Raw genomic sequence first — 15,460 nt, forward strand, 5'->3', positions numbered from 1 at the left:
AACTCATACCGTGGGGCAGCTTTCGCCATGGTCGATGGGAGACGCGTCCTGGAGCGCTGGACAGACGAGCAGGTCTGGGAGATACCGCTGACGCTCGACGAGCAGGAAGAGAACGCCTTCTGCCGGAAGGCTACCCGCGTATTTTACCCTCGCGGGCACGTGATCTTCGCTCCGGGCGACGAAGCGGGACGCGTCTATTTTATCCACACGGGCGTGGTGAAGATTTGCTGGCTGTCGCCCCGCGGCCACGCAGTTACCATGGCTATCCGCTATCCCAGGGAGCTGTTCGGCCTGGCAGAAGCTCTGTGCTGCCTGGACAGGAAGTGTTACGCCCAGGCCCTCGAGAACACCGAATGCTATGTGATTCGGAGGCCCGAGTTCGAGCTGTTGTTGAGAGAAGAGCCAGATCTCTGTTTGAAGGTGGCCCGGGTGCTGGCAGCAAGGCTCAGGCAGGCCCAGCTGAGCATTTGTGATTTCGTGCGCTATCAGGTGCCGGCCCGGCTGGCTCTGCTGTTGCTCCGGCTGGCATACCAGCACGGGACCCCCAGCAAAGAGGGGATAGAACTCCGCTGGAGCTTGACCCATCAGGAGATCGCGTTTATGGTGGGAGCTTCGCGGCAGAGCGTGACCTCTGCCTTTAACGCATTCAAGAAGCACAGGCTGATCCGTGTGGAGCGCGACCGCGTACAGATTCTCAATCCGCAGGCTCTTGCGGAATGGATAACCTGAGCCGCGCTGTTGCAGGCGCGGAGGAAGAGAGCTGCGGCAGGCAAGTCGGGTCGTGCCTCCGCGGCAGCTACTGACGGCTGGGCGACAGATCTTCTGTCGTCCATATGACTATCTGGGGGTCAGGTTCGGGACAGAAAAGGCGGGCCTCCCGTGGTACCGTACCCTCGAGAATCATTTCACAAGGAAAGGGGGGACCGCGGGGCGGGCTGCAAGTTGTTTCGCTCGGACAGCTGATTGATAACCGGGTACACCTCACACCACGGGAGGTGAGCTAAAGGTGCCGGAGCATGAGGATAAGGAAGGAATTCAACAGCGGAGGCGCGTTACAGCGCTGATAGCGGCATTTCTGTTGTTGTTCGGCCTGCACTTCGCTCCGCCTCTAGCAGGCTTGAAGCCCCAGGGGCAAACGGTCCTGGGCGTTTTCCTGTGGTTCATCGTCTGCATGATATTCGACGCACTCCCCAAGGCCGTTATCGGGCTGGGGGCCCCCATGCTGGTGGTGGTACTGGCCAGGTTCAAGATAGCCGATGCATTCTCGGCATTCACGGGTAACGAGTTCTTTCTGGCTGCCGGAGCCTTCGTGTACGCCGCGATCATGATGGGCACCCCACTGGGGAGGCGCATAGCACTGGGGATAACCAACGCCCTGCGTTCCACGCGGGCAACCAGGATTTTGCTGGGCCTGTCGCTGTCGGATGTGGCCATAGGCGGGGTTCTGCCCACGGTCAGCGAAACCGCGCTATTCCTTCCCATAGCCCAGGGTGTGACGTCGCTGATGCGGGGGAAAGAGGATTTGCCGGAAAGCCGGCGGATACGCACTGCCCTGCTGCTCACGATCACTGGCCTGGTGCCTCTCTTCACAGGTCCGCTCATCCTGACCAGTCACTTCCCCAACATCATGCTGGTGGGAAACCTTGCCGATACCCAGCACATCTACCTTTCCTGGGCAGACTGGTTTCTACTCAACCTGCCCCTCTGGGGTTTGCTGCCTATCCTGTACTTCTACGTGGTACGCTACTTCCGGCTCAGCGGTCTGGAAATCCCGGGGGCTGACGTAGAACTACCCAAGATGAAGAAAGAACTGGGGAGGATCACTTGGCCGGAAATTTGGGCTCTTGCCTGCCTGTCATTAGGGCTTTTCCTGTGGATCACCGAAGGTACTCTCCACAGCGTGAAGACGGGTATGGTGGCCTTGATAGTCGTAATGCTGGCATTTCTGCCCTTCGGAAGGCTGAACTTCGACCAGATATCGCGCTACATCATGTGGGATGTCTGGGTCCTCCTGGGCGGGGCAATCTCGCTGGGCGACGTGCTGTACAAGTCGGGGGTAGCGGGGTGGCTGTCTGGGTTCGTCGTAAATCCCCTCAAGGCTGCAGGTGCTCTCCCCCCGCTCGTGGTCCTCGTGATCCTGGTGTTTGGTTTCCACATAGCGAGGGCCGGTATCGTCAGCGCTGTGGCCACGGGAGCAGTGTTCATTCCCCTAACCATCGGCATAGCTAAGCAACTGGGCTTCAGCGTTTTGCCGTTCGCGCTCATCACCATAAACTGCTTGAGCTATGCCTTCTTTCTGCCCATTTCCATCACTGCGTTCCTGATAGCCTGGGGTGCGTCGGGCACGTCCGGATGGGAAGCCATCAAGTTCGGAGTACCCCTCTCCATCATCGCCAACCTGTACGTGATCTTCGTACAGAGTGGTTGGCTGGCCCTTCTCGGCTACCCGCTCCGATGAAGGGGTAGCCAGGAAGGCTGTTTCCGCGCGCGGCCGGAGCGCACGTTCCGTCGTGTGCCCATCCAACTGATAGGAGGGAAGGCAAATGGCTGCTAAGCTGCCCACCAGTCTGGAAGAGGTCCCGGAGGTGATTCTGGAGACAGATCTGCTGATAATCGGCGCGGGCAATGCCGGATGTTTTGCCGCCATCGAGGCCAAGAAGCTTAATCCCAAGCTGAAAGTAACCCTGATCGAGAAGGCGCACATAGATCGCAGCGGTTGTTTGGCCGCCGGGATGGACGCCTTCAATGCCTACATCAAGAAGGGCCGCACCGTTGAAGAGTTCGTCCGCTGGAGCAGAAGCCAGGCGGGAGGGCTGATCAGGGAAGACCTGACCCTGAGCCTGGCAGAGGTGCTGAACCAACCCGTCGAAGAGTGGGAGAGATGGGGGCTCCCCATCGATTACGAGGAAGAAGGGGACGAGTACCATACTCGCGGCAAATGGGACATCACCATCAAGGGATCGGAGATGAAGGTGATCCTGGCCGAGAAGGTGCGGGAACACGGCTGTGAGGTGCTCAACCGGGTGGTGGCCACCAATTACCTGATGGACGGAGACCGGGTGGTGGGTGCCATGGGGTTTGGCGTCAGGGATGGCAAGTTCTACGCCATCAAGGCCAAGGCCACCATCGTTTCTACCGGGGGCGCAGCCGGCATATACAAGCCGTACAACGCCGACGGCATCGACAGCCACCACCAGCTCTGGTACTGCCCCTTCAACGTGGGGACCGGATACGCCATGGGGATCAGGGCCGGGGCCGAGATGACCACCTTCGAGATGCGCTGGTGTGCAACACGCACCAAGGATTACAACGGACCCATCGACACCATATCCGTAGGGTACAAGACCCCCATGATCAATGCCAAGGGGGAAAAGATCCTCGAGGAGCGCTACGCCCACCTGGGGGGAGACGCCGCACCCCGGTTTATCCGGGCCAACCTGCCCATGGAGGAGTGGCTGGCCGGAAGGGGTCCTTGTTACGTCGACACCAGGGGAATGTCCCCCGAGCAGGTGCGGGACATGAAAATCGATTACCTGAACGAAAGGCCCTCCTTCGTGCTCTTCTTGGCCGCGCGGGGTCAGGATGTCAGCAAGGAGCCTATCGAGATATACGGCAGTGATCCCTACATCGTGGGAGGCCATACCGCCAGCGGATACTGGGTGGATATCAAGCGAAGCACCACGTTGCCCGGCCTTTTCGCAGCAGGAGATGTGGCCGGCGGCTGCCCCAACAAGTTCGTGAGCGGGTGTGCTGCCGAAGGCATGCTGGCCGCTCGCGGCGCCCTGGAGTTCATCGAGAAGCGCCCCCACCCCGTCACCATCGACATGACCCAGATTGCCGGAGAGAAGGCCAGGGTATTTGCCCCGGCGATCCGTCAGGTCACCGATGGGGACGGAATCATCCCCAAGGAAATGGAAGAGCGGATGCAGCGCCTGATGGATGAATATGCGGGAGGCGTTCACCAGTTCTTCCGGATGAACCGCGAGGGCCTGGAATATGCCTTGAAACACCTGCGCATTTTGAAAGACCAGACCAGGTACCTCATCGCCCGCGATCTCCACGAACTCATGGAAGCCCATGAGGTGATAGATCGGCTGGACGTGGCCGAGGTCCTGATCCATCACCTGATGTTCCGCGAGGAGACCAGGTGGCCGGGTTGGCAGACCAGAACCGACTTCCCGGAGCGTAACGATGAGAGGTTCGATTGCTTCGTTAACTCCCGGCGTGATCCCGCCACCGGTGAAATACAGGTGTTCACAAGGCCATACGAGCAAATAGTGCCGGGGGACCGGTACCAGCCGTAGTTCGGTGGCCCAGCGTCGCAGAAGGCAAACCACGGGCGTGGGAGGGAACGGAAAATGCCGCCCAGAGTCAATGTGGAAAAGTGCGACGGGTGCAAGGCAGAAAAGGAACCCTTGTGCGAGCAGATATGTCCAGGGGACCTGATGACCCTGAACAGGGAGACCAACAAGGCGTACTGCAGGTCTCCCCGGGATTGCTGGGACTGTATGTCCTGCGTCAAGATATGCCCCCAGGGGGCGCTGGAAACCAGGTTGCCCTATCAATTGGGCTACTACCGTGCCAGGCTCATTCCTCTCATGGGCACCAACAAGATCACCTGGACCTGCGTAGACATTCACGGCCAGGCAGAACGGTTCGTGGTCAAGGTCCGCAACGAGTAACTGCGTGAAGGGGCAAGGGGTTGGGCAGGGTCCGGCCTGGGCGGGAGGATGCTGCCCAACCCTCAGCCATTCTAACAGGACCGCCCCCATGAACCGGCGTGCGGGGCAGGGAGGAAGTCCAAGTGGGTATCGGCATATACGTTTGCCAGTGTAACGGACAAGTGTCTACAATCATCGATACCGCCCGGCTGGCGGATACCATGCGCCGGGCCAGGGGGGTTGCCATATCTGTAGACCACCCCTGCTTATGCAGCCCTTCCGGAGTCGAATTGATCAAGCGCGGCATCAGCGAGGGCAATATAGATAGGATTATCCTGGCCGGTTGCTCCCCGCGCGTGCACGAAGAAACTTTCAAGAGAGCAGTGCAAGAGGCTGGACTGAACCAGCATCTCGTGGAACGCTGCAACATCAGGGAACAGTGCGCGTGGCCCCACGCTGGCGAGCCGGAAGCTGCCGCCCGGAAGGCTCGAGTTTTGCTCGGAATGTCCCTGGCCCGCGTGCGCCTGCTGGAGGCGTTAATGCCGGTAAAGTACCCCTCGGTGAACAGGGCACTGGTGCTGGGGGCGGGGATAGCGGGACTGAGCGCAGCCGCTGACCTGGCAGCAGCCGGGGTCGAGGTGGCCGTGGTCGAGAAGCAGCCTTACGTGGGCGGGCGCGTGGTGGGGTTTCACAAGTATTTCCCCAGGATGTGTCCGCCCCAGTGCGGGGTGGATTTCCTGCTCCAGAAACTTCGGGCCGATCCCAGGGTGACCTTCTACACCCAGGCCGAGCTGGAAGGCATCGCGGGATGCCCGGGAAACTTCCAGGTTGACCTGGTAATACGACCCAGGTTCGTGGCGCCGGAAAGATGCACGGCCTGTGGTGTGTGCGCCGACGTGTGCCCCGTCCAGGTACCCAACCCCTTCGACTTCGGTCGCAGCGCTCGCAAAGCAGTATACCTTCCCCACGCCATGGCATACCCGCGGAGCCACGTGGTTGATAGGGCAAAGTGCCTGCCGGGGTGCGATTCGTGCAGCAAGATCTGCCCGACGGGGGCCATCTGCCTCGAGCAGCAGGAAGATCGGGTGCGGATAAACGTGGGAGCCGTACTGGTCGCTACCGGCTGGGAACCTTTTGAGGCGTCGCTGGTCGAGCAGTATGGATACGGACGTTACCCCGATGTAGTGACCAACGTGGAGTTCGAGAGATTGGCCTCGCCCAACGGGCCCACCGGAGGAAGGATGGTTCGCCTTTCCAGTGGCGAGCCGATCAAGAGTATAGCATTCTTACAATGTGTCGGCAGCCGTGACTCGGAACATCTGCCCTATTGCTCCCAAATCTGCTGCACGGTCACCCTCAAGCAGATCGCATACGTGCGGGAAGCGTGCCCCGATGCCTCAATTTATGTATTCTACATGGACATGCGGGCGGTGGGTGACTACGAGCTCATGTACAGGGACGCCCAGGAGAGGCTGGGTGCTACCTTCATCCGGGGGAATCCCTCCGAAGTGGTGGAGGACCCCAGGTCGAAACAGCTCGTGGTTCGGGCAGAAGACACCCTGTCAGGGCGGCAGGTCCAATTTCTGGCGGACATGGTGGTCCTGGCCACCGGCATGAAACCCGACCCCGGATTGGGCAAGATACTACACGCCCTCGACCTCTCCCCGGAAGGGACCCAGTTTGCCGGCGGTCACGTTCAGTGTTTCCCCTTTGAGCTCCAGCGCACGGGCATTTACGCAGCCGGGTCCTGCCAGGGGCCCATGGATGTGGCCACGGCGGTGAAAAGTGCGGGCGGAGCGGCCATGAAGGCCATGCCGGTATTACGCGGGGAGATCGAGATCCCGCCGGCTGTCCCGGTCATCGACAAGACAAAGTGCGACAAGTGCAAGCGCTGCATGGAGGAATGCCCCTTTGGCGCCTGGTACTGGGACGACACCGGATACCCTGCTCCGGACCTGGCCAAATGTCGCCAGTGCGGGATCTGTCAGGGCGGCTGCCCCATGCGCGCCATCTCCCTCAAGAACTTCACCATCAAGCAGGTGGCCAGCATGATCGAGGCGGTGGACGCCTCATTTCCCGGGAAGGAACAACCTGTTGTTCTGGCGTTCCTGTGTGCTAACGATGCCTATCCCTGCGCCGACCTGGCCGGTCAGAAGGGCTACTCATACCCGCCCAACGTGCTCAGCATCCGGGTACCGTGCGCGGGTTCTGTGAACGTAGCGTGGGTCACCGATGCCCTCACCAGCGGCATAGACGGCGTGATCATATGCGGCTGCAGTGCGGATCAGTGCCATTTCGTGCGCGGCAGCGACCTGGCCAGAACCAGGCTGGAAAACATGAGGGAGACGCTGCAGCGTATGCTGATCGAACCGGAGCGCGTTCGCATGGCGACCCTGGCCATCAACGATCCGGAAGCCTACGTGCGGTTGCTACAAGAATTCGTCACCGACCTCCGGCGCCTGGGCCCGAGCCCCTTTAAGGTGACCTGAGCGTTCGAGTTCGGTACCTGGACTGGGGAGAGAGCAGATGCATATCTCGGCCATCAATGGATGGCAGCAGCTTCTGGACGCAGAGACCTGGCGTCAAGTGCGATCCTGTTACCAGTGCGGAAGATGCACGGGCGGTTGTCCGCTGGCGTTCGCCATGGCTCATACCCCTCGTGTTCTGATCCGTATGCTCCAGCTGGGCCTTGTCGCGGAGGCATTGAACTCCAACACCCTGTGGCTCTGCGCGAGTTGTTACAGTTGCTCGGTAACCTGCCCGCGAGGAATCGACCTCACCGGGTTGATGTACCGTCTGAGGCAGCTGGCTGCGGCCAGAGGTGTGAGGAACGAGAGCGTGTGGTTCTACTGCGAGTTTCTGGCTGACCTGAGTAAACGAGGAATCATCCACGAGTTGGGGTTGATGCTAGCCTACGCGCGCAGGGTCGGTCCAAAATCGCTGCTGCGACACGCCGGCCTGGGGGTACACATGATTTCGGGAAGAAAACTGAGGCTGAGGCCGCGCTGCCTCCTCGACCGGGAAGCCTTTGCCCGCGTGGCTGGCGATATCCTCGGCGGTCAGGGACGGTGCCAATAGCCATGGAGTACCAGTACTTTCCCGGGTGTTCTTTGCACGGGACGGCCAGAGAATACGATCTTTCCCTGAGGGCCGTGGCGGCCTCGCTGGGGCTGGTGTTACACGAATTGGCAGACTGGAATTGCTGCGGGGCAACCGCGGCCCGCTCGCTGAACGAGTCGCTGGCGCTGTTCCTGGCCGCGCGAAATCTGGCTATGGCTGAGCGGGGACCCGGGCCCTTGCTGGTCCCCTGCAACCTGTGCTATAGCAACCTGGCCATTGCTGCCCACTCCCTCGGTCACGAGAGCTTGAGGAAGCGCACCAACGCCGCCCTGGATAACCTTGGGCTCGCGTACTCGGGCAACGCCACGGTGGTCCACCCGCTGCAAGCTCTGATGCGCGATGTAGGGCCGGAACGCATCGCCTCGTGCGTAACGCGTCCTCTGCGTGGTCTCAAGGTGGCCTGTTATTACGGATGCCTCCTCACACGCCCCCGCTACGCCAGTATTCAGCAGTCCAACTTCAATCCGGTGTGGCTGGACAACCTCGTCCTCGCCGTGGGTGGTTCGGCAGTAGCGTTTTCGAGCAAGACCAGGTGCTGCGGAGGCCCCCTGCTGATGACCCATCCCGAGGCCGCAGCCCGCGCGTCAGGAAGGATCCTCGAGGAAGCCCGCGACATGGGTGCCCAGTGCATTGCTGTGACCTGTCCTATGTGCTACATGAGCCTTTCCGCCAGCCAGACAGGTCTCCTCAAGCGCTCACACCGCAAATACCGGATCGCGGTGCTGTATTTCACCCAGCTCCTCGGCCTTGCGTTGGGAATAAGTCCGCGGGAACTCGGCTTGCCGAGCAGGATCATGCCGCTCTGAGCACGCGGGCGGCCAGAGTTCGCCGCGTGGTCACCGGAAAGCCCCGCAGGTGGCGGCAGCTACCTGGTCTGGGTGGGGGGCAGGTTGGGCATCGCGCGGAGACGGGCCACGCGGGCTCGCAGACCCCCCAGATGCATCTCGATGGTGCGGTTATCCTGTGACAGAACCCATATCCGGTAGCGCAGGACAGCGCACTGCCTGCCCAGGACAGCCCTCTCCTTCGCGAGTTGGTTCCGGTCGAGGCTGGCCAATCGTCCCAGGGCAAACGCACACGTCAGTGCGTTTCGCAGGGCCACGGCCTCATCCCACCCTTTCTGCTGGCACAACTCGCGCAATGTGGCTTGGATATATGCAACGGTGTCAGGTTCGTCGAACCGGACCGGGGTCAAGATCAGGCGTGGCACGGTTGTTGAATCTGCTCGGGGCCCTTTGGGTTCCGCACCCGCCAGCTTGCTGTGCTCCCTCACTCCCCACCCCTTCACCCGCCCGGCGGCCAGCGTTTCTGCCAGTGCCTCGAGTTCGTGCTCTTGTTGCTCGAGTTCCTGCTGTTCGTGCTCGAGGTGCAACGCTTGCGCAGCGAGGGCCGCATATTCTACCTGGCCTTCCACGTAATCACGTGCATCGCCGTGCAGGCGAAGTTCGTCCGTATCCAGCAGCCAGGTGGCTCCACGCTCAAGGGCTTGTTTCAGGGCGGCTGGCGTCAGCCCAGTGACCCACTCGGATACCTCAGGGAGCAACTCCACGCAGGCAGGCAATCTGTGGCACCCCACTTTGCAAAATGGCTCCTGGCGCACAAGCCAGGAGCCATCAGTTGCGAAGTCGCAACATACAGCGAGCCCCATCGCTGGTTTGTCTTTTGGGTTAGAATTCGCTCCCGGGTTGGGCTTCTCCTGCCAGGCCAGCTCGAGTGGGGCTCGCCCGCGGAGCCCAGCCTCCGCGACGCTTTCGGCCCCGCCTGAAAACGTGAGCACCGGCTGCTCCACCGGGTTGCGCCCTGGACTTCACGAGTTTCGGGCGACGCCGGATGCAACCGGCGCCGTCCTGCGCCGGACGAGGGCCGGCGCGAGGAGCAGGGCGAGGCCGGCCGCCAGCGTAAGTAGCCCTGCGGTCTGCTCCATTCCCATGATTCCCTGCGCCTCGATCTCCAGCCACCGTTGCAGCAAGACGCCTGCCGGCGAAGGGGACGTTCCGGCAGCGGCCAGGTATCGGCCGAGCAGGGGTTGGCCTGCCATGGCCAGCACCACGGATCCCAGGCCAGCTACGAGCGTGGTGATGCCCAGCCAGGTGGCTGTAGCCCGGGAACGCCTGCACACCAGCCCCACGAGCAGGGCAGTGACTGCTGCGACCACGGCGGCGGCCGGGATCGCCAGCGAAACTGCGCGGACGGCGGGGCGCCATTTCCCCAGCAACTCTTCCACATCTCTGATCTCCGCTATCGATGCCGCCGACCAGCTGTCGGGCGTTCGCGACACCAGCTTGCGGAGGTTCTCCGAGACACGCCGGTCTATCTTGGCAGCACCCAGGAAATCGAGTGCTGCCGCCTTCGGTTCCCGCAAATCAATGGAAACATCGAGGGCGGGTGTACGGCCGTGCAGGTACGAAAGCAGCCCGCCGATTGCGCCATCGAGTTGCTCCTTGACCCACTGTGGGGACACGGCATGGGTGAGGCAGTCCTCCACCAGTCGGGCCACCTCTTGTGGCTGGGCTCCTTTGCCGATCTGGCGGGCGACTTCCTGGGCCACCTGGGTGGCGACGGCTGCCGAGAGCAGCGGGGCCAAGTTGGCTTTTTCCACTGCGGTGGAATGGAAGGAGGGGTTCAGTACGGTCCGGCTGATGACCAGGGCTGCCTGGCCGCACAGGAGAACCACCAGCAGGACCGCGCTCAGCCCGAACAGGGTGAGAACCCTGGCCAGGCGGCGGGGCCGGCCGGGGAGTACCCACATGATGGCCAAAGCCACCAACACCGCCATTACGATGCCACCCAGCACCATCGATCATTCCTCCCTCCCCGGCCCTTGTGATATGCATAGGGCGAACGCGGCCACCACATCGCCTCGATCGCGCTGCCAGCTATCTTCTGCCAGTGTTTTCCCGTCCGCCGGTCCATTATATCACGAATTGCGGTTGAGCGATGGCAAATAGTGGGCTTGGCTATGTGGGGAAGTGGGGTCCGCACGGCGGGCGATGATGCTGAGGGAACCGTACACCTGCATCCCGGGCCGGGCAATGACGGCAACGTGGGGATCGGGGATGATCACGTCCACCTGGGATCCGCGGCTGATGAAGGAGAGCTTCTGTCCGGCGGCCACCTCCTCCCCCGGCTGCACGAAGCAGCGGATCTTGTTCACGAAGCGGTCGGCGATCTCGACCAGCCACAGGTCGCCCTCATTTGCGGTCAGCCGCAGGGTGAGGCGTTCGTTTTCCAGGTGGTGGCGTTTCCCCATGAGGTCGACGGCCCGGCGCAGCCAGGTCAGGCGCAGGTACTCCCACATGTCCACCATGGCCCAGTTGCGAGCGGCCCGGTGGTGGCAGACCTCCGCGATCCGGCCGGCCACGGGGGCGTATACGTAGTGCACGTCCAGTGGTGACATGTAGATGCCTACCATCCACCCGTCCCGGGGAGAATGGGCGGCGCGCGTGATCTCGGGCAGGGCGATGGGCCTGCCCAGTTTGACGGACCACACTGCCCCTTCCCGGATGGGGCGAACGTATACCACCTTCCCGTCCACCGGGGCGAGGATCGCGTGCTGGTCCGGGGGTGGCCGGCGCAGGGGATCGCGGAAAAACCACACCCAGCGCAGGTAAGCGTACAGGCCGGCAACCAGGGCTGCGAGGGGGAGGAGCCACTTCAGGACCATTCTCTCCACGCCTTCCACAGGGTGTAGGGCAATCGCGGCAGGTAGTAGCCGATGAATCCCGCTATCGCCCCCGCGAGGAACGGCGCCCGTTTGCCGTTCCAGGGAGTTGCACCGGCCCATTGCCGGTACCGGGCGTCGAGCGTCAAGTACGTTGCCTCCCGGCCCGTTTCCTGCAACAGCGCCGCTGTCTCGTCCGCCGGGGTGCGGGCGACCCAGTCCTCATCGAAGCCCGTGAGTTCCCGCAGGTGCCGTACGCAGTCGGCGAGGGGCAGTTCCCGGTGGGGGTGGTCAGGAGACCGCAGACGGGCGACCTGGTACCGGAGATGGTTGTACTGGGCCCTCAGGCCATCCTCGTCCGCCCGGTCGGCGGGTGTGTCTCCGGCGGGGAGTACGAGAAGACGGTGCAGGCAGCCCAGGACCTCCGCCAGCCTGCCCAGGTCGGGGGAAGGGTCGAATACCCGTACTTCCAGCGTCCCCAGGCGCCGGGACCGGATGAGGTCCTGGAATCGGTAGGCGGGGTCGGGGCGGAGGGGTCCCAGGGCGTAGGAGTGTGCCCAGCGGAAGGACTGGCCAAATCGCCTGCCCCCCGCCCAGGGAGCGTGGGCCAGGGCGAGGGCGAATGCGGGCAGGTAGCGGACCAGCCGGCGGTAAGCGAGGTCCCACTCCACGCCGCTGATGTGCAGGTGAAGGCCGCAGGTGTTGCTGGGCTGGGTTTGATCGGGCAGGTTCCCCAGGGGGCAGAGCAACCCCTGACAGGCCCGGGCCAGGTCCCGCCGGCGCTCGGCCAGATCCTGCACCAGGGCAGCGATGCTGTCGTGCCTTCCCGTGGAGACCTCTATCCCGCTCATCAGGCCGTACCTGAGGTCCGTGCCCCGGTTGAAGTTGGACGCCGAGTGCGTGTAGTACCAGCAAGGGTCGCTCCACAGCAGCCGGGCCAGGTAGTACAGCGACCTGACCGTGGGCCGGCCCTCTTCCAGTACGAATACCTCTTCCTCAATGCCATAGACAGGTCGGCTTCCACCCACGGCATCATTTTACATGCAGGGCCGTGGATTTGCACCATACCCTTGAGGGCGCCTGGCCTGTGGACAGCGGGTGTTCACCGGGGTGTTCTCATCTGCCGGGAAATCATCTGCCCCGAGGGAGTGGCGGCAAGACCACCCTGGGCGGTTTCCCTGAGTGAGGGAGGCAGGCATCTTCCCACCTCGGCCATCGCGTCGATGACCTCGTCGGGCGGGATACGGCTACGGATGCCCGCCAGTGCCATCTCGCAGGCGGCGATGGCCACCGCGGCAGAAGTGGCGTTCCGTTTTACGCACGGGACTTCCACGAGGCCGGCCACGGGGTCGCAAACGAGGCCCATCAGGCCTTTCAGGGCGATGGCTGCGGCGTGAATGCAGTCTTCGGGTGTACCTCCGCGGAGTTGCGCGAGTCCCGCAGCGGCCATGGCTGCTGCCGAGCCGCACTCTGCCTGGCAGCCGGCTTCCGCACCGGAAAGGCTCGCCCTTGTGGCTATTACCTGCCCCACCAGACCCGCGGTGCACAGAGCATCTACCAGGGATTCTTCAGGTATGCGGGCTTCTTCCGCGAGTGCGAGAAACGTTCCCGGTATCACGCCAGAAGAACCAGCAGTCGGTGCGGCGACTATTTTGCCCATAGAGGCGTTCACTTCAGACACCGCTAGAGCATAAGCCAGGGAGCGGGTGAGGAGTCGGTTGGACGGCAGACTCCGGGGACCGTCCAGCCAGCCAATCACGCGCGACGCGTCACCTCCTGACAGGCCGGTTCTGGAGAGCTTCCCCCGTGCTGCAATGCCGTCTCGTACGGCGTCCTCCATGACACGAAGCATGGTGCGGACTTTGCCTGTGATTTCGTCTGCGGGGATTCCCGTTTCTTCCGATTCAAGCCGGACCGCAAGTTGTCCGAGAGATATGCCCTTTTCAGCCGCACTTCGTGCAAGTTCGCTGAGCGTCACCCAAATGCACCTCGCTTCAGTTGGCACCCATCGCTACTAGCTTCTGTATCCCGGGCAGGCCTTCGATTTCCCGGATTGCGCTCTGCGGTATCTCCTGGTCGCATTCAATGATGCAGATGGCGGTCTTGCCACGTCCCGCCCGTGTGATCCTCATGCCGGCTATGTTTATACCTTCTCTTGCGAGTACACCCGTTATGGCCGCGGCCACGCCGGGCCTGTCAGGGTAGGTCACAACCAGGCCCGGCTGCTCGCCTGTAAGGCTAACCTTTAGTCCGTCGATTTCCGTGACTTCGACCTTGCCTGCGCCCAGGGAGGACCCTGTTACTGATATCTTCTTCCCCGAAACACCTTCGAGATCGAGCCGGACCGTATTGGGGTGGACGTTTCCCAGGTCGGCAGTCTCAATCCGAACGTGGAGGCCGGCGGCTGACGCATGGTTGAACGCGTCCCTTATACGTTCGTCGTCTGTACCGAATCCCAGGAGTCCGCCTACCAGGGCCAGGTCGGTGCCATGCCCGCGGTAAGTGGCGGCAAACGAACCGTGAAGGGTGATGAGCGCCTTAGCGGGGGGTTCTCCCAGCAGGATTCTTGCCAGCCTGCCCAGGCGTGCCGCCCCGGCAGTATGGGAGCTTGATGGTCCGATCATCACAGGACCCAGCACATCGAGAAGCCGCATCGTGTTTGGCACCTTCCTTCTTTTCGGGCGCGGGATTATTGTAGCAGGACCCCCAGGCAGAACGCATGGTCCTTCGCGTCGTGCTGGCTGCGAGATCCCGCCAACGAGCATGCCGTAACCGCGGCGCGCGTCATCCCATGGATGCGGTTTACGGCGCTGATCATCGACAAGCCCGTCCTGGAAATGGTGGGGATCACCGTGGACACACCGCTCGGGATAAGCACCGACGGAAAGAGCATCATAAGATGGCCAAGGCAGACCTGGCCCGCATCTTCCGGGACCTGGCACAGGGACGATAGTTCCTTGCCGGGGGTCAAACCACCTGCTGCCTTGAGATACCGGGAGCCAACTCAACCCGGCCCCACAGCACAGGCAGGGATCACTCCGCCGCCATGCCCACCTCTGCCGCGTAGGCCAGGATCCGCTCCAGGGTTCTCTCCCGCACCCTGTTTATCTTCTCGAAGTCCATGCAGGGGACGTAGTAGGCCTCCATGAGGTCGTGGGTGGCCTTGGCGTCGTGGATGCAGGCGATGGCCTGGGAGAAGAGCTGGCCGAAGAGGCGCTCGCAGTCCGACATGGCGGCCCGGTTGCGTTCGACGATGCGGTCGTCCAGGCACTCGTTCATGTCCACGACGATGTCCTCGGGGGCCGGGCGCCACATATGCGGTTCGATGGACTTGGTGAGGGCCACGCCCACGGCGGGGATGACCGCGTGTTCGACCTTTTCCGGGTTGAGGGGGCAGTGGTACAGCTCCACGTCCAGGCCCCTTTCCAGCGCGGCCTGGGCCACCTTCTTGAGGAGGGTGGACTTGCCAGTTCCGGGCTCTCCGGAGATGACGTACTTGCGGGGGAGCGGCCCGATGATGGTTTCCACGTAGTTCATGAGGCCGTCGGGGGTGATGGCGGAGGCGAAGAGGTGGCGGTCGCGTCCCAGGCGGGAGGCGATGGGGCGGTGGTTAAGGATTTCGCCGATGAGAGCCGCTGCCTTCTGGTTGGCGAGGGCGTAGTCCATGGCCTGGCGGTTGAGGGTTTCCCAGTCGTCATAGACCACCTGGGCTGCTTTGAGGAAGCGGTAGGCGCGGGCGAAGCAGCGGCCCACTTCTGCGTTGGCCTCCATGATCTCCCGGCGGCGGGCGCGCAGGCCGTTCTCGTCCCAGTAGTCCCCGAGGTGGATGATCTCGTCCACGGCGCCGGGGACCTTGGGATCGACCACGTGGAGTGCGGTTACAAACGTCGATACATCGTCCCGGTGAACCGGTGCCGCCGGCGTGCACGTCGTCAGTTGAGCAGCCGTCGTGTGCGTTCGGCCCGAGTTAGGACAGTGCGCCGGTTCCCCTGCTTGTCCGCGGGAACGCCCTGTGATA

The 15,460-nt window shown here is 62.6% G+C and carries 14 protein-coding genes; 7 read left to right on the forward strand and 7 right to left on the reverse strand.

What is annotated here, in order from left to right; all coding sequences use genetic code 11:
* Positions 1-27 precede the first annotated feature (27 nt).
* The 7 genes from AB1446_02280 (at position 28) to AB1446_02310 (ending at position 8,587) form a co-directional block, all read left to right on the forward strand.
* Positions 28-729, forward strand: coding sequence for a Crp/Fnr family transcriptional regulator (locus AB1446_02280; GenBank protein ID MEW6545733.1), 702 nt, complete (start codon positions 28-30; stop codon positions 727-729).
* Between the two features lie 277 nt (positions 730-1,006).
* Complete coding sequence (locus tag AB1446_02285) at positions 1,007-2,458, forward strand: SLC13 family permease (GenBank protein ID MEW6545734.1); 1,452 nt, start codon at positions 1,007-1,009, stop codon at positions 2,456-2,458.
* 85 nt (positions 2,459-2,543) lie between these two features.
* Positions 2,544-4,304, forward strand: coding sequence for an adenylyl-sulfate reductase subunit alpha (locus tag AB1446_02290; GenBank protein ID MEW6545735.1), 1,761 nt, complete (start codon positions 2,544-2,546; stop codon positions 4,302-4,304).
* Between the two features lie 54 nt (positions 4,305-4,358).
* Positions 4,359-4,682 carry a 4Fe-4S binding protein gene (locus tag AB1446_02295; protein ID MEW6545736.1) on the forward strand — a complete coding sequence of 108 codons (324 nt, stop codon included), beginning with the start codon at positions 4,359-4,361 and terminating at the stop codon, positions 4,680-4,682.
* A 122-nt stretch (positions 4,683-4,804) separates the two neighbouring features.
* Positions 4,805-7,150: a hydrogenase iron-sulfur subunit gene (locus tag AB1446_02300; protein ID MEW6545737.1), complete on the forward strand. Its 2,346-nt coding sequence runs from the start codon at positions 4,805-4,807 to the stop codon at positions 7,148-7,150.
* Positions 7,151-7,187: 37 nt separating this feature from the next.
* Positions 7,188-7,739 carry a 4Fe-4S dicluster domain-containing protein gene (locus AB1446_02305; protein ID MEW6545738.1) on the forward strand — a complete coding sequence of 184 codons (552 nt, stop codon included), beginning with the start codon at positions 7,188-7,190 and terminating at the stop codon, positions 7,737-7,739.
* Complete coding sequence (locus AB1446_02310) at positions 7,730-8,587, forward strand: CoB--CoM heterodisulfide reductase iron-sulfur subunit B family protein (protein ID MEW6545739.1); 858 nt, start codon at positions 7,730-7,732, stop codon at positions 8,585-8,587. The genes AB1446_02305 and AB1446_02310 overlap by 10 nt, the downstream gene beginning before the upstream one ends.
* Before the next feature lie 59 nt (positions 8,588-8,646).
* Here the strand turns inward: AB1446_02310 and AB1446_02315 are convergent, their stop codons facing one another.
* From AB1446_02315 to AB1446_02345, 7 genes are all read right to left on the reverse strand, one after another.
* The gene (locus tag AB1446_02315) at positions 8,647-9,342 is read right to left on the reverse strand and encodes a hypothetical protein (GenBank protein ID MEW6545740.1); all 696 of its coding nucleotides are present in this window, start codon (positions 9,340-9,342) and stop codon (positions 8,647-8,649) included.
* Positions 9,343-9,588: 246 nt separating this feature from the next.
* Positions 9,589-10,578: a hypothetical protein gene (locus AB1446_02320; GenBank protein ID MEW6545741.1), complete on the reverse strand. Its 990-nt coding sequence runs from the start codon at positions 10,576-10,578 to the stop codon at positions 9,589-9,591.
* 120 nt (positions 10,579-10,698) lie between these two features.
* Positions 10,699-11,445: a phosphatidylserine decarboxylase gene (locus tag AB1446_02325; protein MEW6545742.1), complete on the reverse strand. Its 747-nt coding sequence runs from the start codon at positions 11,443-11,445 to the stop codon at positions 10,699-10,701.
* Positions 11,436-12,470 carry a hypothetical protein gene (locus tag AB1446_02330; GenBank protein ID MEW6545743.1) on the reverse strand — a complete coding sequence of 345 codons (1,035 nt, stop codon included), beginning with the start codon at positions 12,468-12,470 and terminating at the stop codon, positions 11,436-11,438. Before AB1446_02330 ends, AB1446_02325 begins: the two co-directional genes overlap by 10 nt.
* 74 nt (positions 12,471-12,544) lie before the next feature.
* Complete coding sequence (gene sdaAA / locus AB1446_02335) at positions 12,545-13,447, reverse strand: L-serine ammonia-lyase, iron-sulfur-dependent, subunit alpha (protein MEW6545744.1); 903 nt, start codon at positions 13,445-13,447, stop codon at positions 12,545-12,547.
* Positions 13,437-14,096: an L-serine ammonia-lyase, iron-sulfur-dependent subunit beta gene (sdaAB, locus tag AB1446_02340; GenBank protein MEW6545745.1), complete on the reverse strand. Its 660-nt coding sequence runs from the start codon at positions 14,094-14,096 to the stop codon at positions 13,437-13,439. Before sdaAB ends, sdaAA begins: the two co-directional genes overlap by 11 nt.
* 379 nt (positions 14,097-14,475) lie before the next feature.
* Complete coding sequence (locus AB1446_02345; protein MEW6545746.1) at positions 14,476-15,282, reverse strand: hypothetical protein; 807 nt, start codon at positions 15,280-15,282, stop codon at positions 14,476-14,478.
* Positions 15,283-15,460: the final 178 nt, after the last annotated feature.

Source organism: Bacillota bacterium, assembly GCA_040757085.1.
Taxonomy (GTDB): Bacteria; Bacillota; Sulfobacillia; order JACIYH01; family JACIYH01; genus JACIYH01.

Excerpts from the sequence above, each read along its gene's own strand:
- sdaAB (MEW6545745.1), bottom strand. The coding sequence starts at position 14,096 with ATGCGGCTTCTCGATGTGCTGGGTCCTGTGATGATCGGACCATCAAGC.
- AB1446_02320 (MEW6545741.1), bottom strand. The coding sequence starts at position 10,578 with ATGGTGCTGGGTGGCATCGTAATGGCGGTGTTGGTGGCTTTGGCCATC.
- AB1446_02305 (MEW6545738.1), top strand. The coding sequence starts at position 7,188 with ATGCATATCTCGGCCATCAATGGATGGCAGCAGCTTCTGGACGCAGAG.
- AB1446_02325 (MEW6545742.1), bottom strand. The coding sequence starts at position 11,445 with ATGGTCCTGAAGTGGCTCCTCCCCCTCGCAGCCCTGGTTGCCGGCCTG.
- AB1446_02295 (MEW6545736.1), top strand. The coding sequence starts at position 4,359 with ATGCCGCCCAGAGTCAATGTGGAAAAGTGCGACGGGTGCAAGGCAGAA.
- AB1446_02290 (MEW6545735.1), top strand. The coding sequence starts at position 2,544 with ATGGCTGCTAAGCTGCCCACCAGTCTGGAAGAGGTCCCGGAGGTGATT.
- AB1446_02280 (MEW6545733.1), top strand. The coding sequence starts at position 28 with ATGGTCGATGGGAGACGCGTCCTGGAGCGCTGGACAGACGAGCAGGTC.